Origin of the sequence: Janthinobacterium sp. PSRC1-1, assembly GCF_049897525.1 — a bacterium.
Taxonomy (GTDB): domain Bacteria; phylum Pseudomonadota; class Gammaproteobacteria; order Burkholderiales; family Burkholderiaceae_D; genus Janthinobacterium; species Janthinobacterium tructae.
On record NZ_JAFCWK010000008.1, the window covers coordinates 36,051 to 59,526 of the forward strand.

Sequence of the window (23,476 nt, forward strand, 5' to 3'; positions counted from 1 at the left end):
GTAATCCAACAATGCTGAAGCAAACGCGGTGCGAACGCAGCTCGTCGGCTTACGCTGCGCTAAGCCGACCTACGCCGACCTGCACAGGTCCACCCAAGCGACACTCTGCTTAGGCCAGCTGGCCCAGCAAGGTTTCCGCATTCGACACTTCAAACTTGCCGCCCTGCTCGACGTTCAATTGCGTCACGACGCCATTGTCGACCAGCATCGAGTAGCGCTGCGAGCGCGTGCCCATGCCGTGCTTGGAAAAATCGGCGTCCAGGCCCAGGGCCTTGCTGTAGGCGGCATTGCCGTCAGCCATCATGCGTACCACGCCGGTGGCTTTCTGGTCGCGGCCCCAGGCGCCCATCACGAACGCGTCGTTGACGGAGATGCACCAGATTTCATCGACGCCTTTGGCTTTCAGGTCGGCAGCGTGCTGCACGTAGCCTGGCACGTGCTGTGCGGAGCAGGTCGGGGTGTAGGCGCCTGGCAGGCCGAAGATGGCGATCTTCTTGCCCTTGACCAGGTCTTGCACGTTGAACGTGTTCGGGCCCAGTGCGCAACCTTCGGTTTCGCTTTCGATGAATTCAGCCAGGGTGCCTTCTGGCAGGGTGTCGCCGATCTTGATGGTCATGTTGACTCCTTGTGTACTGTCGGTTGAGGATGCTGCCGGCATGATGCCGACACTGCGCAATAGTATGCCTGACTTGCCGTATTTGTGCAGAAAGTGGCCGCAAAGGCAAAGGCAAAAGTCAAAAAACGGCAAAAAAACGGCGACCCTCAGGCCGCCGTCGTGTTTGCTGACATCAGATCACCTTAATCAGCCTGTTTGCGCAGGAAGGCCGGGATATCGTAGGTTTCCATGCCATTCTTTTCCATCGCGCGCACCTGCTCGGAAGCCGATTCGCGACGCCATACCGCCGGCGCCTTCATGCCGTCGAAACCGGCTGCCGGCGTGGCCACGCCTACCGTCGTCGTCGCCGCTTGCGCGCTACCCATGGCAGCCGACGGGGTCAACGGGCTGTTGTGGGTGCCGGTGCGCAGCACTTGCTGCGGTACCAGCTGGATGTTTTTCTTGGCGCGGCCCAGACCCGTGGCCACCACGGTGACGCGGATGTCGTCGCCCATGGCGTCGTCGTAGGCGATACCTTGCGCGATCGACGCGTCCGGCGCGGCAAACGCGCGCACGGCAGCCATGACTTCCTTGATCTCTTTACCTTTCAGGCCACGGCTGGCCGTGACGTTGACCAGCACGCCGCGCGCGCCAGAGAGATCAATGCCATCGAGCAGCGGCGAAGCGACAGCCTGTTCGGCGGCGATGCGCGCGCGGTCGACGCCGGAAGCGGTCGCCGTGCCCATCATGGCCTTGCCCTGCTCGCCCATGATGGTTTTCACGTCGTTGAAGTCGACGTTGATGTGGCCCGGCACGTTGATGATCTCGGCAATGCCGGCCACCGCGTTGTTGAGCACATCATCGGCGTGCTGCATCCATTCCAGCATGCTTTCGTCTTCGTAGATCTCTTCCAGTTTTTCATTGAGGATGATGATCAGCGAATCGACGTGCAAGGAGAGCTGCTCCAGGCCTTCGTCGGCGATGTCCATGCACTTCTGGCCTTCGTACGAGAAGGGCTTCGATACCACGGCGACCGTCAGCGCGCCCAGCTCCTTGGCCACTTCGGCCACGATAGGTGCAGCGCCCGTGCCCGTGCCGCCGCCCATGCCGGCAGCGATGAAGACCATGTGCGCGCCGCGCAGCGCGTCGGCGATGCGTGCGCGCGATTCCTCGGCCAGCTGGCGGCCGACGGCAGGCTTCATGCCGGCGCCCAGGCCGGTATCGCCGATCTGGATGATGTTGTGCGCCTTCGATGTCGACAGGGCCTGTGCGTCGGTGTTGGCGGCAATGAACTCCACACCCGACATGCCTTTGTTGATCATGTGTTGGACTGCATTGCCACCCGCACCGCCGACGCCGACGACCTTGATGACGGTACCTAAAGCTGTGTTATCGACCATATCGAACTCCATGATGTGCTCCTATCAGATGCGGTTTCCAAGCGCCAGGCCTCATATTGGTAGGAGAACTGGAGATTGAAAACTGCGGTTAAATATAAAATAAAGTTATGTGTGTGTACCTGCGATGCTGCCAAAAAACCTGTGCTGCCGGGCGAAAATCACGCCCTTAAAAATTGCCTAAAAACCATTCTTTCATGCGCTGCCAGACGGCTTTCACCGAGCCGTCCTGACGCGTCACAATGTGGCCGCGCAAGTATTGCTTCTTCGCTTCCAGCAGCAGGCCCAATACCGTGGCGTAGCGCGGACTGCGCACCACGTCGGCCAGCTGGCCCCGATACTCGGGCGTGCCCAGGCGCGCCGGTTTCAGGAAAATATCTTCCGCCATTTCCACCATGCCGGGCATGATGGACGTGCCGCCCGTGAGCACGATGCCCGACGACAGCACGCCTTCGTAACCGGATTCGCGCACCACCTGGTGCACCATCGCGAACAGCTCCTCGACGCGCGGCTCGATCACCGCCGCCAGCGCCTGGCGCGACAGGTTGCGCGGGCCGCGGTCGCCCAGACCGGGTACTTCCAGCGATTCGCCAGGGTCGGCCAGGACCTGCTTGGCCACGCCATAGCGGATCTTGATTTCTTCCGCTTCCGCGGTCGGGGTACGCAAGGCCATGGCGATGTCGTTGGTGATCTGGTCGCCGGCGATGGGAATGACTGCCGTATGGCGGATCGCGCCATCGGAGAATACCGCCACATCGGTCGTGCCGCCGCCGATGTCGATCAGCACCACGCCCAGTTCCTTCTCGTCGGGCGTGAGCACCGCATCGGCCGAAGCCATCGGCTGCAGGATCAGGTCCGACACTTCCAGGCCGCAGCGGCGCACGCACTTGACGATGTTCTGCACCGCCGACACGGCGCCGGTGACGATATGCACCTTCACTTCCAGGCGGATGCCGCTCATGCCGATAGGCTCGCGCACATCTTCCTGGCTGTCGACGATGAACTCTTGCGGCACCGTGTGCAGCAATTGCTGATCGGTGGGAATGTTAACCGCTTTTGCCGTCTCGATGACGCGCGCCACGTCGGTGGCCGTCACTTCCTTGTCCTTGATGGCTACCATGCCGCTGGAATTGAAGCTGCGGATATGGCTGCCCGCAATGCCCGCATACACATTGCGGATCTTGCAGTCAGCCATCAGCTCGGCCTCTTCCAGCGCGCGCTGGATGGATTCCACCGTGGCCTCGATATTGACCACCACGCCCTTTTTCAGGCCCTTCGATTCGTGCTGGCCCAGCCCGATCACTTCGTGGCGTCCGTCGGACATCACTTCGGCTACCACCGCCACCACTTTCGAGGTGCCGATGTCGAGGCCGACGATCAGGTTTTTCGCGTCTTTTGTCATTTCTGTCGCCTAGTTTTTTGGGCTATTGTTAAATTGATGATTCGGTTAAGCCGGTTTTTTAATCGGACTGCCATTTTTCTTCCTGATCGCTGGCGCCGGCCTGCCATCCTTGCCTTCGGCCGGTATCACCAGGCCGGCGGAACTGAGCGCCAGGCCATTCTGGTAGCGCATATCGATCGTGTCGATATTTTCCAGCCGGCTCGCCAGCTGCGGGTAGATGCCCACCAGCCGGTCGACCCGTGCCTTCAGGGTCGTATGATTCTGCTCGCGTCCCAGCGCCACGCTCATGCCGTTATCCAGTTTCACGGTCCATGCATAGCGGCTCGACAGCGACAGGGTTTCCGGCACCATCTTCAGCGGCGCAAACCACTTTGCCAGCTGCACATAGGTGGCCAGCACTTCCTTCTCGCTGCCATCGGGACCGGCAAACGCAGGCAACTCATGGTCGTCTTCCGCTTCGGCCACGTTGGCTGTAAACACGTCGCCCTTGACCGACAGCAAACGCCCGTCCTCGCCCCAGGTACCCAGCGCTTCGTGTTCTTCCAGCGCCACGATCAGCTGGTTCGGCCACTCGCGCCGCACGCTGGCACGGCGCACCCAGGGCACCGATTCGAACACGCCGCGCACGCTTTCCAGGTTGGTCGTGAAGAAATTGCCCTTGATGCGGCCCAGCGTGCCGCTGCGCAGGGTCAGGTAATTCACGTGACGCAGGCCCTTGTCGTCCGCGCTTTCCACCTTGATCGTGCGCAGGTCGAACATGGGACGCTGCGACACCCACCAGACGCCGGCGGCCACGCACACGACCAGAACCGCGGCCAGCAAGCCGTTGGCAGTCGTATTGAGGCTTTTAGCGTCATGCCACATATCAGTGCTGTCCCTTGTGCATTTTCAGTCGCGCGCCGGAAACGATTTCCAGGCACAGGTCTTCATAGCTGGTACCTTCCGCGCGCGCTGCCATCGGCACGAGCGAGTGGCCCGTCATGCCGGGCGAGGTATTGACTTCCAGCAGAAACAGCTTGCTGTCGGCCGCGCGCATCAGCACGTCGACCCGTCCCCAGCCTTCGCAGCCGAGGGCACGGTAGGCTGCCACGGCGATGCGCTCCATTTCCGACACGATCGCCTGATCCAGCTGCGGCGGACAAAAATACTGCGTGTCGTCCGTGAAGTATTTGTTCTGATAGTCGTAATTGCCTTGCGGCGCGACGATCTCGATCGGCGGCAGCGCGCGCGCCGTGGCGCCCTGGCCCAGGATCGCGACGGTGAATTCGCGGCCCTTGATGAATTCCTCGGCCAGTACCGAATCGTCGAGACCGGCGGCGATGTCGTAGGCGGCCTGGAAGGCCGAGGCCTCGTTGACCGTCGTGATGCCGATGCTCGAACCCTCATGCGGCGGCTTGACGATCAGCGGCAAGCCCAGTTCCGCGGCCACCTTGGCCAGGTCGGAGCTGTCGTCCAGCACCGCATACTTCGGCGTCGGCAACTGGTGCATCAGCCAGATCATCTTGGTATAGACCTTGTCCATGCCCACCGCGCACGCCATCACGCCGCTACCCGTGTAAGGGATGCCCAGCTGTTCCAGCGCGCCCTGCAGACTGCCGTCTTCGCCGAAGCGGCCATGCAGCGCGATGAAGACGCGGTCAAATTGCTCAGCGGCCAGTTCGGCCAGGCTGCGTTCGCCCGTGTCGAACGCGTGCGCGTCCACGCCACGGCTTGTCAAGGCGGCCAGCACGCCCGCGCCGGACATCAGCGACACTTCGCGCTCGGCCGAGCTGCCGCCGAACAGGACGCCGACCTTGCCCAATTGTTTAACGTCGATAGCTGAAGCTTGGTTCACGTCAGGCCTTTACAGTGTGAGATTGATACGTTGTCAGTTGTTGCGGGATGCCGCTGATCGAGCCGGCGCCCATGGTCAGCACGATGTCGCCGTCGCGCGCCACGCTCATGATGGTGTCGGCCATGTCCGTCATGGACTCGACGAAAATCGGTTCGATCTTGCCGCGCGCGCGCAGCGCATGCGCCAATGCGCGGCCGTCGGCGGCGACGATAGGCGCTTCGCCTGCCGCATACACTTCGGACAGCAGCAGCACGTCGGGTGCACCGAGCACCTTGACGAAATCCTCGAACAGGTCGCGCGTGCGGCTGTAGCGGTGCGGCTGGAAAGCCAGCACCAGGCGACGGCCAGGATAGGCGGCGCGCGCAGCGGCCAGGGTCACTTCCGTTTCCACCGGATGGTGGCCGAAATCGTCAACCAGCGCAAAGGTGCCGCCGTTCGGCAGCGCCACGTCGCCATAGCGCGTGAAGCGGCGGCCCACGCCGGAAAACTCGGCCAGGCCTTGCTGGGTGGCGCTGTCGGCGATGCCGATTTCGCGCGCGATGGCGATCGCCGAGCAGGCATTTTGCACATTGTGCATGCCAGGCTGGTTCAGCACCACGTCAAGATCAGGATAGCCTTCCTGCAGCACCGTGAAATGCATTTCCAGGCCCACGGCGCGCGCGTTGACGGCGCGCACTTCGGCGTCCTGCGCGAAGCCATAGGTGGTGACCGGCTTGGTCACGAACGGGATGATGGCGCGTACGTGCGGATCGTCGATGCACAGCATGGCGCGGCCATAGAAAGGCAGACGGTGCGTGAACTGCACGAACGCCTGCTTGAGCTTTTCGAAATCGTGCTCGTAGGTGTCCATGTGATCGGCGTCGATATTCGTGATCACTTCGATCATCGGCGTCAGGTTCAGGAACGAGGCGTCCGACTCATCGGCTTCGGCCACCAGGTAGTCGCCCGAACCGAGCTTGGCGTTCGCGCCGGCGCTGGTCAGGCGTCCACCGATCACAAAGGTAGGATCGAGGCCGCCCTGCGCAAGCACCGACGCGACCAGGCTGGTCGTCGTCGTCTTGCCGTGCGTGCCGGCGATGGCGATGCCGCGTTTCAGACGCATCAATTCACCGAGCATCACGGCGCGCGGCACCAGCGGGATCTTGCGCGCACGCGCTGCCACCACTTCCGGATTGTCTTGCGGGACGGCGCCCGAGGTCACGACCGCATCGGCGTCGCCGATATTCTCGGCCGCGTGGCCGAGCATGACCGTCGCGCCCAGGCTCGCCAGGCGCTGCGTCGCCGCATTGCTGCCCAGGTCCGAGCCCGACACCTTGTAGCCCAGGTTGACCAGCACTTCGGCGATGCCGCTCATGCCGCTGCCGCCGATGCCGACAAAGTGGATATTGTTTACTTTATGCTTCACAGAGCTAACCTCATGCCAGTTTTTCCAATACGTGTGCGATCGCCTCATTGGCGTCGCGCTTGCCTGCTGCCAGTGCCGCCTGCGCCATCTGCTGGCAGGTATCGCGCGTCAAGGACGCCAGCAGGGTGCTCAGCGACGTCGCACTCATTTCCGTCTGCGGCAGATGAATCGCCGCGCCTTGTTTGGCCATCCATTGCGCGTTGTCGCGCTGGTGGCTCGTGGTCGACGCCACCAGCGGCACGAGCACGCTGGCCACGCCGGCCGCCGTCAATTCCGACAGGGTGATGGCGCCAGCGCGGCAAATCACCAGGTCGGCCTCGGTATACGCCCTGGCCATGTCGTCGATGAAGTCGACCACATTGGCCTGCACGCCCGCCTGCGCATACGCGGCATGCAGGGCGTCGATATTCTTCTTGCCCGACTGGTGCGTCACCAGCGGACGTTCGCCCTGCGGCATCAGGGCCAGCGCGGCCGGCAGATTGTCGTTCAGCGCTTTCGCACCCAGGCTGCCGCCCACCACCAGGATGCGCAGCGGCCCGCTGCGGCCCGCAAAGCGTGACGCCGGCGGCGCCATGGCGAGGATCTCGGCGCGCACGGGATTGCCCGTGACGACGGCCTTGCCGGCGGCGCTGCCGAAATCGGCGGGAAAGCCGAAGCACACCTTTTGTGCCAGCGGCACCAGCGTCTTGTTCGACAGCAGCAGCGCCGCATCCGCATTGACCAGCACCAGCGGCACGCCCTTCAGGCGCGCCATCAGGCCGCCCGGCACGGTCACGTAGCCACCCATGCCCATCACCACGTCCGGCTTGCGGCTGGCGATGAAACGGCGGATGGCAAAAAAGCTCGCCAGCATCCTGAAGCCGCCTTTGAGCGTATGCGCCAGGCCCTTGCCGCGCATGCCGGAAAATGCAATGGCGTCCATGGGAATGCCGCTCTTCGGCACCAGTTCCTGCTCCATGCCATGGGTCGTGCCCAGCCAGCTCACTTCCCAGCCGCGCGCGCGCATGGTCTGCGCAATCGCCAGGCCAGGAAAAATATGGCCGCCGGTGCCGGCCGCCATGATCATCAGTCTTTTCGTCGTTTTCAAGTTCGTCACGTTATTCATAGCCGGCCTCCGCGCATCAGGATCCGGTTTTCGTAATCGATGCGCAGCAAAATCGCCAGGCCGATACAGTTAATCAGTACGCCCGTGCCGCCATAACTCATCAGAGGCAAAGTCAGGCCCTTGGTCGGCAGCAGGCCCAGGTTCACGCCCATGTTGATGAAGGTCTGCACGCCGATCCAGATGGCGATGCCTTTCGCCGTCAGGCCCGCGAAGGTCTGGTCGATGGCGATCGCCTGGCGGCCGATGTCGAAGGCGCGCTTGATAATCCAGTAGAACATGCCGATCACGATCAGCACGCCCACCAGGCCCAGTTCCTCGCCGATCACGGCCAGCAAGAAGTCCGTATGTGCTTCGGGCAGGTAGTGCAGCTTTTCCACGCTGCCGCCCAGGCCCACGCCAAACAGTTCGCCGCGCCCGAAGGCGATCAGCGAGTGCGTCAACTGGTAAGCCTTGTTCAGCGCATTATCTTCCTGCCAAGGATCGAGATACGCAAAAAACCGCTCGCGGCGGAATTTCGACAAGGCGATGATGGTGACGAAGATCGCCGTCAGCATGGCGCCGATGCCGCCGAACCAGATGGCGTTGACGCCGCCCAGGAACAGGATGCCCATGGCGATGCAGACGATCACGCCGAAAGCGCCCAGATCGGGCTCCATCAGCAGCAGCAGGCCAACGAAGCTGACCGCCAGCGCCATCGGCATGAAGCCCTTGGTCAGCTTGTGCATGTATTCCTGCTTGCGCACGGTGTAATCGGCAGCGTACAGCACCATCACCACCTTCATCAGCTCGGACGGCTGCGGCCGCAGGCCCGGCAGGTTCAGCCAGCGGCGGCCACCGTTGACCGACACGCCCAGGCCCGGTATCAACACCATCACCAGCAGCACCAGGGTGCCGATGAACAGCCACGGCGCCATTTTTTGCCAGGTAGCGACGCGGATGCGGAACACCAGCGCGGCGACGATGATCGATATACCGATGAACAAGGCCTGACGCACGACAAAATAATTGTTGGTGTAGGCGGCGAACTTGCGCGCGTCCGACAGCGAGATCGACGCCGAATACACCATCACCATGCCCAGCAACATGAGCAGCAGGACAACCCACACCAGCGGCTTGTCATAGTCCATCATCTTCGATTGCCGCGCGCGGCTATCCAGCGGCTTGGCAGCCGAGCCGGAACCAAAGCTGAAGGGCAGTTGGAAGGCCATCAGATATCCTGTCCGTTTTCCAGCGCGATGTCGCGCACGGCGTCGACAAATACCTGCGCGCGGTGCGCATAGTTCTTGAACATGTCCAGGCTGGCGCAGGCGGGCGACAGCAGCACGGCATCGCCGGCCAGCGCCAGGCTGCTGGCGCGCTTGACCGCTTCCGGCAAGGTGGCGCAGTCGATGATGTCCACGCCAGCCGGCGCCAGAGCAGCGCGCAGCGCCGGCGCATCGCGGCCGATCAGCACCACGGCACGCACGTAGCGCGACACCGGTTCGGCCAGCGGCGAGAAGTCCTGCCCCTTGCCGTCACCGCCGGCGATCAGCACCAGGCGCTGCTGCGCACCGCCAAACGCCTTGCCCAGGCCAAACAACGCAGCCACGGTCGCGCCCACGTTGGTGCCCTTGCTGTCGTCGTAGTATTCGACTTCACCCACGGCCGTGATCAGTTCCACCCGGTGCGGCTCGCCCTGATACTCGCGCAAGCCATGCAGCAGCGGCGCGAATGGCAGGCCGATGGCGCGGCACAGGGCCAGCGCCGCCAGCGCATTCGAGGCATTGTGCTGGCCACGGATTTTCAGCGCATCGGCCGGCATCAGTTTCTTCGCCATCGTCGGCACCGGTTCCGGCGCCGGATCGTTCTTCCTGCGTTTTTTCTCGATGACTTCTTCGCTGGGCACGGCTTGCGCCAGCCAGAAGATGCCCCGTTCATTGACCAGGCCAAAGCTGTCCACGTCAAGCGGCTCGCCCGTGCCGAAGGTGATCGTCGCGGCCAGCGGATCGGCCATGTGCATAACCAACGCATCGTCGCGGTTCAGGATGCGCACGGTCTGGTCGCCGAAGATGCGTGCCTTGTCGCTCGCATAGGAGGCCATGTCGCCATGCCAGTCCAGGTGATCCTGCGACAGATTCAGAACCGTGGCCGCATCGGCCTGCAGGCTGAACGTCGTGTGCAGCTGGAAGCTGGACAACTCCAGTATCCACGCCTGCGGCAAGCTGCTGGCGACGGCTTGCGCGGCTTCGCCCTCTTCTTCAACGGCGACGGGCGCAGGCTCGGCATCGAGCACCTCGCGCAGCACGTCCAGCGCCGCCGGGCTGATATTGCCGGCCACGCGCGTGGCCAGGCCGGCGCGTTCGCACAGCAACCCCACCAGGCTGGTGACCGTCGTCTTGCCGTTGGTGCCCGTGATGGCGATGACTTTCGGCGCATAGCCGCGTTCCGCCTTGAGCGCGGCCAAGGCCTGCGCGAACAGTTCGATCTCGCCCCACACGGGGATATTTTTCTCCGCAGCGGCAGGTGCAATCAGCGCCAGTTCGCGGCCCGGCGCCAGGCCGGGGCTGACGGCGACAAAATCGACGCCATCGAGCAGCTCGGCCGTGAAGGCGCCGGCGATGAACTGCGCCTGCGGCACGGCGGCCTGCAGCGCGGCCAGGCGCTCAGGGGTTTGCCTTGTATCGGCCACGCGCACACAGGCACCGCTGCGGGCCAGCCACAGGGCCATGGCCAGGCCCGACTCCCCGAGGCCCAGTACCAGTGCGGTTTTAGCGTCGTACATCATCAGCGCAGCTTCAAGGTGGTCAGGCCGAGCAGCACCAGCATCATGGTGATGATCCAGAAACGCACGACAACCTGCGTCTCTTTCCAGCCTTTTTGTTCAAAATGGTGATGCAGTGGCGCCATCAGGAAAACGCGGCGGCCCGCGCCATAGCGCTTCTTGGTGTACTTGAACCAGACGACCTGGATAATCACGGACAGCGTTTCGACGACGAAGATGCCGCCCATGATGAACAGGACGATTTCCTGGCGCACGATGACGGCCACGGTGCCCAGCGCGCCGCCCAGCGCCAGCGCGCCCACGTCGCCCATGAACACCTTCGCGGGGTGCGTGTTATACCAGAGGAAGGCCAGGCCGGAACCGGCCAGCGCGCCGCAGAAGATCACCAGTTCGCCGGCGCCTGGAATGTGCGGAATGAACAGGTAGCGCGCATACGTGGCGTTACCCGTCAGGTAGGCGAACAGGCCCAGGGCAGTGCCCACCATTACGGTCGGCATGATGGCCAGGCCATCCAGGCCGTCCGTAAAGTTGACGGCATTGCTGGTACCGACGATGACGCAGTAGGTCAGCGCGATGAAGCCCCACACGCCCAGCGGATAGCTGATGGTCTTGAAGAACGGGACGATCAGGTCGGCTTTCGGCGGCAGGTCCATGGCGAAGCCGGACTGCACCCAGGCGTAGATCAGATTCCACACGTGACCCGCGTCGGGTTCCGACACGGAGACAGAAAACGCCAGGTAAAACGCGGCGACGATGCCGATCAGCGACTGCCAGAAGTATTTTTCGCGCGAGCGCATGCCTTCCGGGTCCTGGTGCACCACCTTGCGGTAGTCGTCGGCCCAGCCAACGGCGCCAAAACCCAAGGTGACGATCAGGACCGGCCAGATGAAGCGGTTCGACAGGTCGGCCCACAGCAGGGTGGAAATGCCGATGGCGATCAGGATCAGCACGCCGCCCATGGTGGGCGTGCCGTGTTTTTTCAAGTGCGTCTGCGGGCCGTCCGTGCGCACGGCCTGGCCGACCTTCATGCGCGTGAGCATGCGGATCACGGCGGGACCGGCGCACAGGCCGATCAAAATCGCCGTCAGCGTGGCAAAGACGGCGCGGAAAGTGATGAAGTTAAAGACCCGCAATGGGCCAATGTCGTCCTGGAAATAATGAGCGAGCCAGAGCAGCATGATTAGTGAGCTTCCTTGTTATTGTTGTTTGAACCAATCAAATGCTGCACGGCCCGTTCCATTTTCATGAAGCGGGAGCCCTTGATTAATACTGTTGCATCCGAACGGCCGGACAAATGCGCATCGAGCGCCGCCAGCAAGCCGTCGAACTGTTCGAAATACTCCACGACCGTGCCCGATTCCTGGCTGGCGGCAGCCTGCGCCGCATTCACCAGATGGCGCGCCAGACCGCCCGTCGCCAGCACGTATTCGATGCCTTTGATGGCGGCGTAGGTGCCGATCTCTTCGTGGAACTGCTGTCCCTGCGTGCCGACTTCGCCCATCTCGCCCAGCACCAGGATGCGTGGTGCCGCAGCCTGCGCCAGCACATCGATGGCCGCGCGCGCCGAATCCGGATTGGCGTTATACGTGTCGTCGATGATGGTGGCGCCGTTGGCGGCACGTTTTTTCTGCAGGCGGCCGTTCACTGGCGCGAACGCCTCCAGGCCCTGCTGGATATGTTCGATGGCGATGCCCGCGCCAACGGCGCATGCCACGGCCGCCAGCGCATTGCGCACATTATGCTCGCCCGCCGCCTGCAAGCCGACGAAGAACTGGCGCAAGCTGCCGTCCGGCGCGCGCACGCTGACAAACATGTCGCTGCCAAAATCCTCGGCCGCGCGATGCGTGCAGCTCACATCAGCCTCCTTCGACAGGCCAAAGGTGATGACGGCGCGCGCGCCGGCCAGCTCGCGCCACACGGGCGTGAATTCATCGCCGTGCGGGAAGACGGCCACGCCGTCGTCGGCCAATGCCGCCAGCGCGGCGCCGTTCTCGCGCGCCACCGCTTCCACCGTATGCATGAATTCCTGGTGCTCGCGCTGCGCGTTGTTGACCATTGCCAGCGTCGGCGCGGCGATTGCCGCCAGGCGCGCGATTTCGCCCGGATGGTTCATGCCCATTTCGATCACGGCCGCCTGGTGCTGCTCGCTCAGGCGAAACAGGGTCAATGGCACGCCGATTTCATTATTCAGGTTGCCGCGCGTGGCCAAACGGCCTTCTTCGCCAAAGGCCGCCGCCAGGATGGCCGAAATCATCTCCTTGACGGTGGTCTTGCCGTTGCTGCCGGTGACGCCGATGACGGGCAAATTGAAACGGCCGCGCCAGTGATGGGCGATGCGTCCCAGCGCCACCAGGGTATCGGCGACCACGATGGCCGGCACCTTGCCGCTATCCCAGCCTGCGGGCAGGTGCTCGACCAGCACGGCGGCGACGCCGCGCGCGGCCACCTGGTCGAGGAAGTCGTGGGCGTCGAAACTCTCGCCGCGCAAGGCGACGAAGAGCGAGCCGGCTTGGGCGCTGCGGCTGTCGGTGGACACGCCGTCGAACGCTGCGTCGCCCGTCAGCTGCGCGCCGTCCAGCGACGGCATCAGTTCTGTCAGGGTGCCGCGCATCAGTTCGTCCTCATCATGGTCAGGCGCGCGGACAGGGCCAGCTGCGCATGGTCGGCATCGGAGAACGGCAGTTTCTTGCCCTTGATTTCCTGGTACGGCTCATGGCCTTTGCCCGCCAGCAGGATCACGTCCGGCTTGGCGGCATGCTTGATGGCCGACAGGATGGCCGCAGCGCGGTCTTCGATAGCCTGTGGCTGCGGGCCGTCTGCACGCATGCCGGCGACGATTTGCGCGATGATGGCGTGCGGGTCTTCGCTGCGCGGATTGTCGCTGGTGACCACCACGTGATCGGCCAGCTGCGCGATGGCGCCCATCTGCGGACGCTTGCCCGGATCGCGGTCGCCGCCGCAGCCGAACACGCACCACAGCTGGCCGCCACGCTCCTGCGCCACCTGGCGCAAGGCGGCCAGGGTTTTTTCCAGCGCGTCCGGCGTATGCGCGTAATCGATGACGACCATCGGCGCTTCCTGGCCACCCACCTGTTGCATGCGGCCTGGGGCCGGCTGCAGCGATTCGATGCCGTCGATGGCGGCGCGCAGGCCGGTGCCATGCGCCAGCAAGGCGCCCAGCACGGCCAGCGCGTTACTGATATTGAAGTGACCCACCAGTTGCGTCTTGACCAGCGCCACGCCCAGCGCGCATTCCAGGTGGAAGTCGGTACCGGCATGGCGGCTGCGGAACTGGCTGGCGCGCAGCATCAGCACACCCGGCAAGTCAGGCTGGCTGGCCGCATCCTGCAAGGTGTAGCCGATGACGGGATATTCGCCGGACAGCTTGCCATCCACGTGGCGCGCCAGGCGCAGCCCCATGGGGTCATCGAGGTTGATGACGGCCGTTTTCAGGCCGGGCCAGTCGAACAGCTTGACCTTGGCCGCCTCGTAGGCCGCCATGTCGCCATGGTAGTCGAGGTGGTCGCGCGTCAGATTGGTGAACATGGCGACATCGAAATGCATGCCGGCCGCGCGTTCCTGGTCCAGGCCGATCGACGACACTTCAATGGCAACGGCCCGGGCGCCGGCATCGCGCATGGTGGCCAGTTTACGCGCCAGCAGCACGGCGTCGGGCGTGGTGTAGCCGGTGACGTCGAATTCGATGGCGCCGCGCGGCTTGCACAGGCCCACGCCCAAGGTACCGATGACGGACGATGTTAGGCCAAGGCGCGCCAAGGCCTGCGCCAGCCACAGCGCGCACGAGGTCTTGCCATTCGTGCCGGTCACGCCGGCGCTGAACATGGCGCTGTCGGGCATGTCGTAGAAAGCATGCGCCACGGGGCCGGCCAGGCGTTTCAGGTCGCTGACCAGCAGGTGCGGCACAGTCCATGCGGCGTTCCATTCGACGGCGTCATGCACGATGGCGGCGGCGCCCTGCTCGATGGCGGCGGCGATGAAATGCGTGGCGCCCGCATAGGCGAAAAACACGTCGCCGCGCTGCACGCGGCGCGAATCGGACGTCAGCTGCCCGGACGGGGCAGCCGTTTTGATCCACAAACTGATGTCTTGTATGGTCATGAGTGACTTCACATGGCCTCCGGGCCGGCATTGGCCGGGACCACGATTTCGGTAACGGAGGAATCGGGCGGTACGTTCATCGCGCGCAGCGCGTTGGTCGCAATCGCCGCGAAAGCGGGAGCGGCAACCTGGCCACCATAGTGGGCGGGGCCGGTCGGTTCATCGATCATCACGGCAATGATGAAGCGCGGCGCCGACATCGGCACCATGCCCACGAAAGAGCCGATGTATTTGCGCGGCATCGCATAGCGGCCGTTTTCCACCTTGTAGGCGGTACCCGTCTTGCCGCCCACGCGGTAGCCGGCGACCTGGGCGCGCTTGGCCGAGCCGTGCGCGCCGGAGACCACCAGTTCCAGCATGGCGCGCATGTCGGCGGCCGTCTTCGGCTTGATCACCTGCTGGCCCACGGGCAGCTCATTGACCTTCTGGAATGACAAGGGGATCGTGTCGCCATCGCGGGCGAACATCATGTAGGAGCGCGCCAGCTGGATCAGCGAGACGGAAATGCCGTTACCGTAGCTCATGGTGGCCTGTTCCACCGGGCGCCACGATTTATACGGACGCACGCGGCCGGCCACGGCGCCGGGAAAGCCCCATTTCGGCTGCTGGCCGAAGCCCACCTTGGTAAACATTTCCCACATTTCCTGCGACGGCATGCCCAGCGCGATTTTCGAGGTGCCGATGTTCGACGACATCTCGATGATTTCGGAAACACTGATCACGCCGTGCGGCTTGGTGTCGGTAATGGTGCGGTCGGCGATGGTGTAGCGGCCCGGACCCGTGTCGATCAGGGTGCCCGGCTTGACTCTGCCCGTATCGAGCGCCAGCGAGACGGTGATCGGTTTCAGGGTCGAACCGGGTTCAAAGGTGTCGGTCATGACGCGGTTGCGCAGCTGCTGTCCGGTGAGCTTGCGGCGGTCGTTCGGGTCGTAGCTGGGGTAGTTGGCCAGGGCCAGCACTTCGCCCGTGTGCACGTCGAGCACCACGGCGCCGCCTGCCTTGGCATTGAATTTTTCCACCGCTTCCTTCAGCTGCGTGAAGGCGATGTACTGGATCTTGCTGTCGACGGACAGGGTCAGGTCCTTGCCGTCATGCGGTTCGTGGATGAAGCCGATGTCTTCGACGATGTGGCCCAGGCGGTCCTTGATCACGCGGCGGCTGCCGGTGGTGCCGACGAGGGTTTTCTGCTGCGCCAGTTCCATGCTTTCCTGGCCCACGTCTTCCACGTTGGTAAAGCCCACCACGTGGGTCATCACTTCGCCCTGTGGATAAAAGCGCTTGTACTCCTTGCGCTCGTCGATGCCGTCGATGCCCAGCTTGGAGATCTTGTCGGCCACTTCCATCTCGACCTGGCGTTTGAGGTATACGAAGCTGCGGTCCGAATCGAGCTTCTTGCGCAATTCATTGACATTCATTTCCAGCAGGCCGGCCAGCGCGTTGATTTTCTCGGGCGACGCCTGCAGCACGTCGTCGGGAATGGCCCAGATGGCTTTCACGGGCACAGACGAAGCGAGCACCTGGCCGTTGCGGTCGGTGATCTTGCCGCGCGTGGCCGGCAGTTCCAGCGTGCGCTCGTAGCGGGCCTTGCCCTGCTTTTGCAAAAACTGCGTCGACACGCCCTGCAGCCACAGCGCGCGCGCGCCCAGGCCGGCGAAAGCGAAGAACAGCAGGAACAGCACGACGCGCGAACGCCAGACGGGCAGACGCACCGCCAGTACGGGGTTCTTCGAGAATGGCACGCCTTTCGATGCCGCCACCCGGCCGTTGCTATTACCGCCCAACTTCATTACTCGCCCTCCGTCAGGTATTGCGTACGCGCCGCCGTCAACGGCGTCATGCTCAGGTCGCGCCGTGCGATCGATTCAATGCGTTCATGCTTGCCCAACGTGGACTGATCCAGCTGCAGTTGTGCCCAGTCGATGTCGAGCTGGCGCGACAGCGCTTGCGCGCGCTCCAGGTCGATCAGCAGGTGGCGCGACTGGTACTGCGCGTTCACCAGCGACAGGCCGCAGCACACCAGCAGGGCCGACAGCACGACACACAGCTTGCCAGTCATCGGACGCCGCCACTGACCGGAATGGGCAAACGCTGCGCCACGCGCATCACGGCCGAACGCGAACGGGGGTTACCCTCGATCTCGGCATCGGACGGCTTCATCTTCAATATCAGCTTCATTTCCGGCTGCGGCAAGTCGACCGCGCGGATCGGCAGGCGGCGGTCAGGCTGCTCGACGTTCGCCTTCGAGGCGAAGAAACGCTTGACCATGCGGTCTTCCAGCGAATGAAAACTGATCACGGCCATGCGCGCGCCGGGCGCCAGGCAGGCATACGCCTGGTTCAGACCGATCTCGAGATCCTCGAGCTCTTTGTTAATGAAAATGCGGATTGCCTGAAAGGTGCGGGTAGCGGGGTCCTTACCCTTCTCGCGGGTCTTGACGGCGCCTGCCACGATGCCGGCAAGCTGTCGTGTGCTTGAAATTGGCTGGACTGCCCGGCCAGCAACAATCGCCTTTGCAATCTGAAAAGCAAACCGTTCTTCCCCATAATCGCGTATCACTTTCTCTAAATTCTGCTCGGTTTCCACCGCCAGCCATGCGGCCGCGGAGATGCCGCGCGTCGTATCCATGCGCATGTCCAGCGGTCCGTCGTTGCGGAAGCTGAAACCGCGCGCCGCATCGTCGACCTGCGGCGACGAGATGCCCAGGTCGAGCAAGATGCCGTCCACCTGCCGCACGCCACGCGCGGCCAGGCTGGCCGTCATGGTGGCAAAGCTGTCATGGACAATTTCAAAGCGGGGGTCGCCGATCTGTTCGGCCGTGGCGATGGCTTGCACATCCTTGTCGAAGCCGATCAGGCGCGCGTCAGGCGCCAGGCGCGACAAAATCAATCGGCTATGGCCGCCGCGGCCAAACGTGCCATCGACGTAAATACCGTGTGCGCGGTCGCCCGTCAGGTCGAGCGCATCGACCGCTTCATCGAGCAGCACCGTGCGATGCTGAAATTCCGGCACCGTGAGTTGTGTCATTACGGAGCCTTAGAAAGAAAAATTGGAAAGTACATCGGGGGTGCCGGCATCGATCGCCTGCTGTTCTTTGTCGGCCAACTTGGCGGCATCCCATATTTCAAAGTGGCTGCCCATGCCGATCATCATGACTTCGCGCGCCAGCCCCACGGCGTTGCGCAATTCAGGCGAGATCAGCACGCGGCCGGCCGAGTCCAGCTCGACGTCGACGGCGTTGCCGAGGAAGATGCGCTGCCAGGCGCGCGCCGACATGGGCCAGGCGGCGATTTGCTGGCGGTGGCTTTCCCACACGGGACGGGGGAAAAACAGCAGGCAGCCATCGGGATGCTTGGTCAGGGTCAGACGGCCTTCGCATTGAATCGCCAGCGCGTCACGGTGCTTGGCAGGGATAGACATCCTGCCTTTGGCATCGAGATTGATTGCGGACGCGCCTTGAAACACGGAAGACCTTTTTTGAGCTTGGGTTGCGATGCTTGCGCATCATGATGAAAAGGGGGAAATTTCCCACAAAAACACACTTTTTCACACAGTTGCCCACTTTAGAGTAAGCAAAGATAGTGGTCAAGCGGTTTCCGATTGGCAAAACAGGAATTTTATTAATGAAATTAAGGACTTAGCGCATATCGTTGAAGCTGTCTCAAATAAAAATATATCGATAAATTAGATACTTATGAAAGATAGTGAATGTGCTACCTCATCTGCACACATGTGTTTTCCTACCGTAAACATCGAAAAAGACGAAATGTAAAAATTGAATTTTTTACAGTTAGTTGACACATGACAATACTTTCGCCCTCCAGGCACGACAACGAGCAGCCACAGCGAAAGACTTGGTTTAAGGCAAAAAAATTCGCCCTTGGCGCGTACCGACCCTGTTTTCCGGGGTTGGCCTGATGCGGATCAACTATTTTTGCAATGCAGCAATTAATTGAGAAGAAGAAACTTTAACCAATTGTTCATTTTAGTTGTATATACAACTTTATCCTGAGCACTATCTTTTTGGAAACAAAAAAAGCCCCTTTGCGGGGGCTTTTTGGCGGCGCGCAGCAAGCAAACCGCTGCGGCCGATACACTCCCCGGCAGACCAGGGAGCTAAAATTCAAGTGAAGCAGGCCGGTAGGCCGGATTTTGTTACGGCGCCTTCCCTTGCAGGTTGGCGCTATGACAGTCATTCCTCTAGGCGCCAGATTACTCGGGCGCTCAAGCTTTCTACCCGCACGCTCCGCGAGCAGCATCATCGCGTGCCTATTTGAAATTGCACCAGGTGGAGGTTACCGCGTTTCACCGTAACTTAATACGCTCGTCTCTGTGGCCCTATTCCTCGCCTTATACCCCCTCTCCGTACAAGTACGTCGAGTAGGCTTTCAGCGGACGGCCGTTAACCGTCACCCCGCTCTATGGAGTCCGGACCTTCCTCCCGCCAGCGCATTGCTGCGCCGGCCAGCGACTGTCTGGCCTGCTTCACCCGCCATTGTACCGCGCCGCGGCATGTTTCGGCAAAAGCGCGGTGTGACCGTCGGGGGATTGTGTAATTCGGTGTCGCCATTTCAAAAGCCGGGCCAAATCGGCTCACATAGAATAAGGCAAGCTGCTTGCATGCAAGCGCATGCGCACCGCTTGCCCCATTTCTTTGCCACCCACTAGAATATAAAGAGCCGAACATGACGCAACAATCCCGTACCGGCGGCCAGATCCTGGTCGATGCCCTGCAGATCCACGGTGTCGACACCGCCTTTGGCGTGCCTGGCGAAAGTTACCTCGACGTGCTCGACGCCCTGCACGATTCGGGCATCCGCTTCATCATCAACCGCCAGGAGGGCGGCGCCGCCTTCATGGCCGAAGCCTACGGCAAGCTGACGGGCAAGCCGGGGATCTGCTTCGTCACGCGCGGACCGGGCGCCACCAACGCCTCGATCGGCGTGCACACGGCGTATCAGGATTCGACGCCGATGATCCTGTTCATCGGCCAGGTGGGCAACGATTTCGTCGACCGCGAAGCGTTCCAGGAAATCGACTACCGCCGCATGTATGGCCAGATGGCCAAGTGGGTGGCGCAGATCGACCGCGCCGAGCGCATCCCCGAATACCTGGCGCGCGCCTTCCAGGTCGCCACCAGCGGGCGCCCCGGCCCCGTGGTGCTGGCCCTGCCGGAAGACATGCTCATTTCCATGGCGACTGTCGCCGACACGCGCGCCTACCAGCCGGTGCAAGCATCGCCATCAGAACAGCAACTGCTGCAATTGTGCGCCATGCTGGCCGAAGCGCAACGTCCGCTGGTGTTGCTGGGCGGCACCACCTGGACACCGCAGGCGTGCGCCGACCTGCAACAGTTCGCGGAAAGCAACCACTTGCCCGTCGCCTGCGCCTTCCGCTTCCAGGACTTGCTCGACAATGCCCACCCGAACTACATTGGCGACGTCGGCATCGGCATCAACCCGACACTGGCCGCGCGCGTGAAAAATGCCGACCTGGTCATCGCCATCGGCCCGCGCCTCGGTGAAATGACGACGGGCGGCTACACCCTGTTCGAGTCGCCCGTGCCGCGCCAGCGCCTGGTGCACATCCATACGGATGCCGAAGAGCTGGGCAGCGTTTACCAGGCCGAGCTGATGATCAACAGCGGCATGCCGCAGGTCTGTGCCATGCTGGCCGCCATGGCCCCTGTCGACGCTTCCGCCTGGCAGCACACGCCGAGCGAAGCGAAGGCCGAGCTGGCCGCCTACCAGCAGCGCCCGCCCATCTTCCAGGATGGCCAGGCGCCGCTGGACCTGTGGCAAGTGACGCAGGAGATCATGGCGCAGGCACCTCTTGATACCATCCTGACCAACGGCGCCGGCAATTACGCCTCGTGGGCGCACCGCTTCTACCGCTACGGCGGCATGCGCACGCAGCTGGCGCCGACGAATGGCGCCATGGGTTATGGCGTGCCGTCCGGCGTGGCGGCGAAGATCGTGCATCCGGAGCGCACCGTGATCACCTTTGCCGGCGATGGCGAATACATGATGAATGGCCAGGAACTGGCCACCGCCGTGCAATACCAGGCGGGCGTGGTCATCATCGTCTTCAACAACCAGATGTTCGGCACCATCCGCATGCACCAGGAACGCGATTACCCGGGCCGCGTCTCGGGCACGACCCTGCACAACCCGGATTTTGCCGCGCTGGCGCAGGCGTATGGCGCGCATGGCGACGTGGTGACTACGACAGAAGAGTTCGCCCCCGCCCTGCAGCGGGCGCTGGCGCACGCCAGCGCGCACAACTTGCCAGCGTTGATCGAGCTGCGCTATGACGGCAACCTGATCACGCCGAACGCCACGCTCGCCACCATCCGGGCGAATGCAGAAAAGGCGCAGGCGGCCAAATAAGCCCGTTTCAGCGCGACAAACAACAAAGGCCCGGTCGATACCGGGCCTTTTTCTTGTTGACAGCGAGAATCGCTCAGGCAGCCGGCACTGGTGCGCTTTCCTCGGCGGGCGCTTCCGGCACCGGCGGACAGGGCGTGCAGTTTTTCAGGGGACGGCCGAAATCGCGCACGCGGCTCAGTTTCATGGGCATGCGCACATTGCCGCCGCAGTAATCGCCTTCCAGGGTCAGGGTTTGCCCGTCTTTGGAAAACTTGCCGACGATGGTGCGCTCTTCGCTGTCGGCGCCGGCGATGGTGAAGTCGAAGGCGCCCGTGGCGGCGTCCAGGTTGACGTCGTTGGCCACGATGGGCCAGCTCAGGGCGCCCGCCGTGAATTCATAGATGACGGAGTCGGCTTCGGCGAAGCGGTGCAGGGTCACGCGCTGGCCGCCGATTTCGCCGCTATCCTTTTGCAGGCACAGGTCCGAGTAGACGGCCACGCCGTAGCGCTCCAGTCCGGCCGGCTTCTTGCCCTTGACGGCGGCGACAGCGGCACCCGTGGCGCCGGCGAATAACAACGCGGCCAGCAGGACGGCCAGGCGCGGCGAGGTGTATGGAGACATGGCATTCCTTTACTTGAGTAACGGCGCCATTATAACTGGCGCCGCCCATGCAAAAACGCGCCGCCAGGCCGAAGCCAGACAGCGCGTTTCTTTGCTTGCAGCATCCCCGAAGGGATGCCTGAGCGGTACTAAGCTTCGCTTGCGCGACTATTAGAACGAGTGACGAACACCAACGTTGAAGGCTTTGTCGCCCGTACCAACATTGCTGTTGTTACCAACGGTGTAGCCTGCGTTGTTTTTGTTCTTGATCTTGGCGTACGAAGCGTAGGTGCTGGTGCGCTTCGACAGAGCGTACGAGTAGCCCACTGCCCATTGATCAGCGTCAGCATTGAAGCGGGTCTTGTCGTTCGTGCGGATGAACGAAGCCATGACGGTGCCAGCTGGGCCAACAGGTACGGTTGCGCCGACCAGGATGTTGTTGCTGTCGGTGCTAGGAGCAGCCGATGCTTGGGTCAGGCTGTAAGCAAAACGGTCTTCGTTGTTGTGCTTTGCGCTGTTTGCGCCTTTGTTCGCGCCGTATGCAACGTAAGCTTTAGCAACTGCGAAGTCGTAGTTAGCTGCAGCCAACCAGTTACGTGCGCTAGCGGCTTCAACGCCGACGTCGTCGTTGCTGGTGTTGTTGTAAGCCAGACGTGCGTTCAGAGGACCGTTCGAGTAGCCAACCGACGCGCCGATTTGACGGCCGTATTTGTTCGACTCAGCTTTTTCGCCGAAGGTGTAAGCCACGTCAGCGTCAAAACCGCTAAAGTTTGGCGAGGTGTACAGCACGGTGTTGCTGGTGCGGGTGTTCGCTGGGAACAGGTTCTTGGCGGAACCAGCGTAGCCTACTGCGAATGGATCAGCAACTTTCGACAGGGTGTTGTACCAAGGGGTGTATTGACGACCCAGGGTCAGGGTACCAGCCGTTTTGCTGCTCAGACCAACGTACGATTGACGGCCGAACAGGGCTTCGTTTTTACCTTGCGCGCCGGTGTCAACGCCGAAACCAGCTTCCAACAGGAACAGAGCCGACAGACCGCTGCCCAGATCTTCGGTGCCTTTGAAGCCCAGACGGGAAGCCGAAGCAACGCCGCTGTCCAGTTTGTTAACGTTGCCGTTAACACCGCCGCGCTCGCTGACGAAACCAGCGTCAACGGTACCGTAGATAACAACGCTCGATTGAGCTTGGGCTACGCCAGTGGCTGCTGCCAGGACTGCCAGGGTGATCAGAGTTTTTTTCATTGCGATTTCCTTTAATTTTTGAAGCAAAAAGTAATACAGCCTATGCATCTCGAGCTGCGCTCTAGCAGAGCGCTTTTTATGAGTGAGGGCAAGGTCTCCACCTGCCACATTGCTGTTCCGGTCAGGGGAACATTCATATCGGTATCGGCACGCTATTGCACCGATAAGCTTGAAGGCTGCATAACGACCGTCATTCGTGCGCCGGTTCGGTGCTCAAACGGCACCGGAAGCGGCACTATAACGACCGTTTCACATTCCATCAAGTTCCAACATGTTACTTCCGGTACCAGGCCGGGGGCTTTTTCAGGCATCCCGACCATCGCCAACCGTACTACGCGACAGAGCCAGTGCCCCTTGCCAACCAATGCATGGGCCTGATTGACCATTCCATCATAGCGCATGGTTTGCTGGCACCCGTTGTATTAGTGCAACAGTATCAGGCGAGTGATTAAAACGTCAACATGCTTTACCCATCATTTGCCCTCCAAGACTTACGCGACAAAGCGCACAATTTATCAGGCGATAATGGATAAACGGGACGAAGCATACACGGCATCGCCAATGTTTGCTGCCAGGTGCCCAAAAACGGGAAATAATGCGCCCTGTTTTGGTGCGTTGCCGCATTATTCAGGGGCGTAGGGGCCAATTCG

The 23,476-nt window shown here is 62.2% G+C and carries 19 protein-coding genes and 1 other RNA gene; 1 reads left to right on the forward strand and 19 read right to left on the reverse strand.

Annotated features, from left to right (window positions below):
* Nucleotides 1-109 precede the first annotated feature (109 nt).
* The 17 genes from ACP7DW_RS18345 to rnpB form a co-directional block, all read right to left on the reverse strand.
* Nucleotides 110-616 (reverse strand): peroxiredoxin, encoded by a 507-nt coding sequence (locus ACP7DW_RS18345; protein WP_058050716.1) that lies wholly within the window; start codon nt 614-616, stop codon nt 110-112.
* Between the two features lie 182 nt (nt 617-798).
* Entirely contained in the window at nt 799-2,007 is a 1,209-nt protein-coding gene (gene ftsZ / locus ACP7DW_RS18350; protein ID WP_141171799.1) for a cell division protein FtsZ, read from the reverse strand.
* A gap of 154 nt (nt 2,008-2,161) precedes the next feature.
* Nucleotides 2,162-3,394, reverse strand: a complete 1,233-nt coding sequence (gene ftsA, locus ACP7DW_RS18355) for a cell division protein FtsA (protein ID WP_010394955.1) — start codon at nt 3,392-3,394, stop codon at nt 2,162-2,164.
* 45 nt (nt 3,395-3,439) lie between these two features.
* Nucleotides 3,440-4,258 carry a cell division protein FtsQ/DivIB gene (locus tag ACP7DW_RS18360; protein WP_426056184.1) on the reverse strand — a complete coding sequence of 273 codons (819 nt, stop codon included), beginning with the start codon at nt 4,256-4,258 and terminating at the stop codon, nt 3,440-3,442.
* Nucleotide 4,259: 1 nt separating this feature from the next.
* A complete protein-coding gene (locus ACP7DW_RS18365) occupies nt 4,260-5,228 on the reverse strand; it encodes a D-alanine--D-alanine ligase (RefSeq protein WP_426056183.1) in 969 nt (322 codons plus the stop codon).
* Nucleotide 5,229: 1 nt separating this feature from the next.
* Nucleotides 5,230-6,633, reverse strand: coding sequence for a UDP-N-acetylmuramate--L-alanine ligase (gene murC, locus ACP7DW_RS18370; protein ID WP_426056182.1), 1,404 nt, complete (start codon nt 6,631-6,633; stop codon nt 5,230-5,232).
* 10 nt (nt 6,634-6,643) lie between these two features.
* Nucleotides 6,644-7,738 (reverse strand): undecaprenyldiphospho-muramoylpentapeptide beta-N-acetylglucosaminyltransferase, encoded by a 1,095-nt coding sequence (murG, locus tag ACP7DW_RS18375; RefSeq protein WP_426056181.1) that lies wholly within the window; start codon nt 7,736-7,738, stop codon nt 6,644-6,646.
* Complete coding sequence (ftsW, locus tag ACP7DW_RS18380) at nt 7,735-8,946, reverse strand: putative lipid II flippase FtsW (protein WP_282408022.1); 1,212 nt, start codon at nt 8,944-8,946, stop codon at nt 7,735-7,737. Before ftsW ends, murG begins: the two co-directional genes overlap by 4 nt.
* Complete coding sequence (gene murD, locus ACP7DW_RS18385) at nt 8,946-10,502, reverse strand: UDP-N-acetylmuramoyl-L-alanine--D-glutamate ligase (protein WP_426056180.1); 1,557 nt, start codon at nt 10,500-10,502, stop codon at nt 8,946-8,948. The genes ftsW and murD overlap by 1 nt, the downstream gene beginning before the upstream one ends.
* Entirely contained in the window at nt 10,502-11,677 is a 1,176-nt protein-coding gene (gene mraY / locus ACP7DW_RS18390; RefSeq protein ID WP_071079386.1) for a phospho-N-acetylmuramoyl-pentapeptide-transferase, read from the reverse strand. Before mraY ends, murD begins: the two co-directional genes overlap by 1 nt.
* Before the next feature lie 2 nt (nt 11,678-11,679).
* Nucleotides 11,680-13,110 (reverse strand): UDP-N-acetylmuramoyl-tripeptide--D-alanyl-D-alanine ligase, encoded by a 1,431-nt coding sequence (locus tag ACP7DW_RS18395; RefSeq protein WP_426056179.1) that lies wholly within the window; start codon nt 13,108-13,110, stop codon nt 11,680-11,682.
* Entirely contained in the window at nt 13,110-14,618 is a 1,509-nt protein-coding gene (locus ACP7DW_RS18400) for a UDP-N-acetylmuramoyl-L-alanyl-D-glutamate--2,6-diaminopimelate ligase (protein WP_426056178.1), read from the reverse strand. Before ACP7DW_RS18400 ends, ACP7DW_RS18395 begins: the two co-directional genes overlap by 1 nt.
* 8 nt (nt 14,619-14,626) lie before the next feature.
* Entirely contained in the window at nt 14,627-16,405 is a 1,779-nt protein-coding gene (locus tag ACP7DW_RS18405; protein WP_298406181.1) for a peptidoglycan D,D-transpeptidase FtsI family protein, read from the reverse strand.
* Nucleotides 16,405-16,674 carry a cell division protein FtsL gene (gene ftsL, locus ACP7DW_RS18410; protein WP_034748894.1) on the reverse strand — a complete coding sequence of 90 codons (270 nt, stop codon included), beginning with the start codon at nt 16,672-16,674 and terminating at the stop codon, nt 16,405-16,407. The genes ACP7DW_RS18405 and ftsL overlap by 1 nt, the downstream gene beginning before the upstream one ends.
* The gene (rsmH, locus tag ACP7DW_RS18415; protein ID WP_426056177.1) at nt 16,671-17,642 is read right to left on the reverse strand and encodes a 16S rRNA (cytosine(1402)-N(4))-methyltransferase RsmH; all 972 of its coding nucleotides are present in this window, start codon (nt 17,640-17,642) and stop codon (nt 16,671-16,673) included. Before rsmH ends, ftsL begins: the two co-directional genes overlap by 4 nt.
* A 9-nt stretch (nt 17,643-17,651) precedes the next feature.
* The gene (gene mraZ, locus ACP7DW_RS18420) at nt 17,652-18,080 is read right to left on the reverse strand and encodes a division/cell wall cluster transcriptional repressor MraZ (RefSeq protein ID WP_034748899.1); all 429 of its coding nucleotides are present in this window, start codon (nt 18,078-18,080) and stop codon (nt 17,652-17,654) included.
* 660 nt (nt 18,081-18,740) lie between these two features.
* Nucleotides 18,741-19,102: RNase P RNA component class A (gene rnpB / locus ACP7DW_RS18425), an RNA gene on the reverse strand.
* A gap of 198 nt (nt 19,103-19,300) precedes the next feature.
* On the opposite strand from rnpB, the gene ACP7DW_RS18430 reads away from it, so the two are divergent.
* Nucleotides 19,301-21,004 (forward strand): thiamine pyrophosphate-binding protein, encoded by a 1,704-nt coding sequence (locus ACP7DW_RS18430; protein ID WP_426056176.1) that lies wholly within the window; start codon nt 19,301-19,303, stop codon nt 21,002-21,004.
* A 73-nt stretch (nt 21,005-21,077) separates the two neighbouring features.
* Here the strand turns inward: ACP7DW_RS18430 and ACP7DW_RS18435 are convergent, their stop codons facing one another.
* Together ACP7DW_RS18435 and ACP7DW_RS18440 are read right to left on the reverse strand one after the other, a co-directional pair.
* Nucleotides 21,078-21,605 carry a hypothetical protein gene (locus tag ACP7DW_RS18435; protein WP_426056175.1) on the reverse strand — a complete coding sequence of 176 codons (528 nt, stop codon included), beginning with the start codon at nt 21,603-21,605 and terminating at the stop codon, nt 21,078-21,080.
* Nucleotides 21,606-21,755: 150 nt separating this feature from the next.
* On the reverse strand, nt 21,756-22,826 hold the full coding sequence (locus ACP7DW_RS18440; RefSeq protein WP_426056174.1) for a porin: 1,071 nt from the start codon (nt 22,824-22,826) through the stop codon (nt 21,756-21,758).
* Nucleotides 22,827-23,476: the final 650 nt, after the last annotated feature.

What these genes read in the sequence shown, in the direction of transcription:
- ACP7DW_RS18400 (WP_426056178.1), bottom strand. Translation starts at nt 14,618, where the DNA reads ATGACCATACAAGACATCAGTTTGTGGATCAAAACGGCTGCCCCGTCC.
- ACP7DW_RS18345 (WP_058050716.1), bottom strand. Translation starts at nt 616, where the DNA reads ATGACCATCAAGATCGGCGACACCCTGCCAGAAGGCACCCTGGCTGAA.
- ACP7DW_RS18405 (WP_298406181.1), bottom strand. Translation starts at nt 16,405, where the DNA reads ATGAAGTTGGGCGGTAATAGCAACGGCCGGGTGGCGGCATCGAAAGGC.
- ACP7DW_RS18440 (WP_426056174.1), bottom strand. Translation starts at nt 22,826, where the DNA reads ATGAAAAAAACTCTGATCACCCTGGCAGTCCTGGCAGCAGCCACTGGC.
- murG (WP_426056181.1), bottom strand. Translation starts at nt 7,738, where the DNA reads ATGAATAACGTGACGAACTTGAAAACGACGAAAAGACTGATGATCATG.
- ACP7DW_RS18360 (WP_426056184.1), bottom strand. Translation starts at nt 4,258, where the DNA reads ATGTGGCATGACGCTAAAAGCCTCAATACGACTGCCAACGGCTTGCTG.
- ACP7DW_RS18435 (WP_426056175.1), bottom strand. Translation starts at nt 21,605, where the DNA reads ATGTCTCCATACACCTCGCCGCGCCTGGCCGTCCTGCTGGCCGCGTTG.
- mraY (WP_071079386.1), bottom strand. Translation starts at nt 11,677, where the DNA reads ATGCTGCTCTGGCTCGCTCATTATTTCCAGGACGACATTGGCCCATTG.
- ftsW (WP_282408022.1), bottom strand. Translation starts at nt 8,946, where the DNA reads ATGGCCTTCCAACTGCCCTTCAGCTTTGGTTCCGGCTCGGCTGCCAAG.
- ftsZ (WP_141171799.1), bottom strand. Translation starts at nt 2,007, where the DNA reads ATGGAGTTCGATATGGTCGATAACACAGCTTTAGGTACCGTCATCAAG.
- murD (WP_426056180.1), bottom strand. Translation starts at nt 10,502, where the DNA reads ATGATGTACGACGCTAAAACCGCACTGGTACTGGGCCTCGGGGAGTCG.
- rsmH (WP_426056177.1), bottom strand. Translation starts at nt 17,642, where the DNA reads ATGACACAACTCACGGTGCCGGAATTTCAGCATCGCACGGTGCTGCTC.
- ftsL (WP_034748894.1), bottom strand. Translation starts at nt 16,674, where the DNA reads ATGACTGGCAAGCTGTGTGTCGTGCTGTCGGCCCTGCTGGTGTGCTGC.
- ftsA (WP_010394955.1), bottom strand. Translation starts at nt 3,394, where the DNA reads ATGACAAAAGACGCGAAAAACCTGATCGTCGGCCTCGACATCGGCACC.
- ACP7DW_RS18430 (WP_426056176.1), top strand. Translation starts at nt 19,301, where the DNA reads ATGACGCAACAATCCCGTACCGGCGGCCAGATCCTGGTCGATGCCCTG.
- ACP7DW_RS18395 (WP_426056179.1), bottom strand. Translation starts at nt 13,110, where the DNA reads ATGCGCGGCACCCTGACAGAACTGATGCCGTCGCTGGACGGCGCGCAG.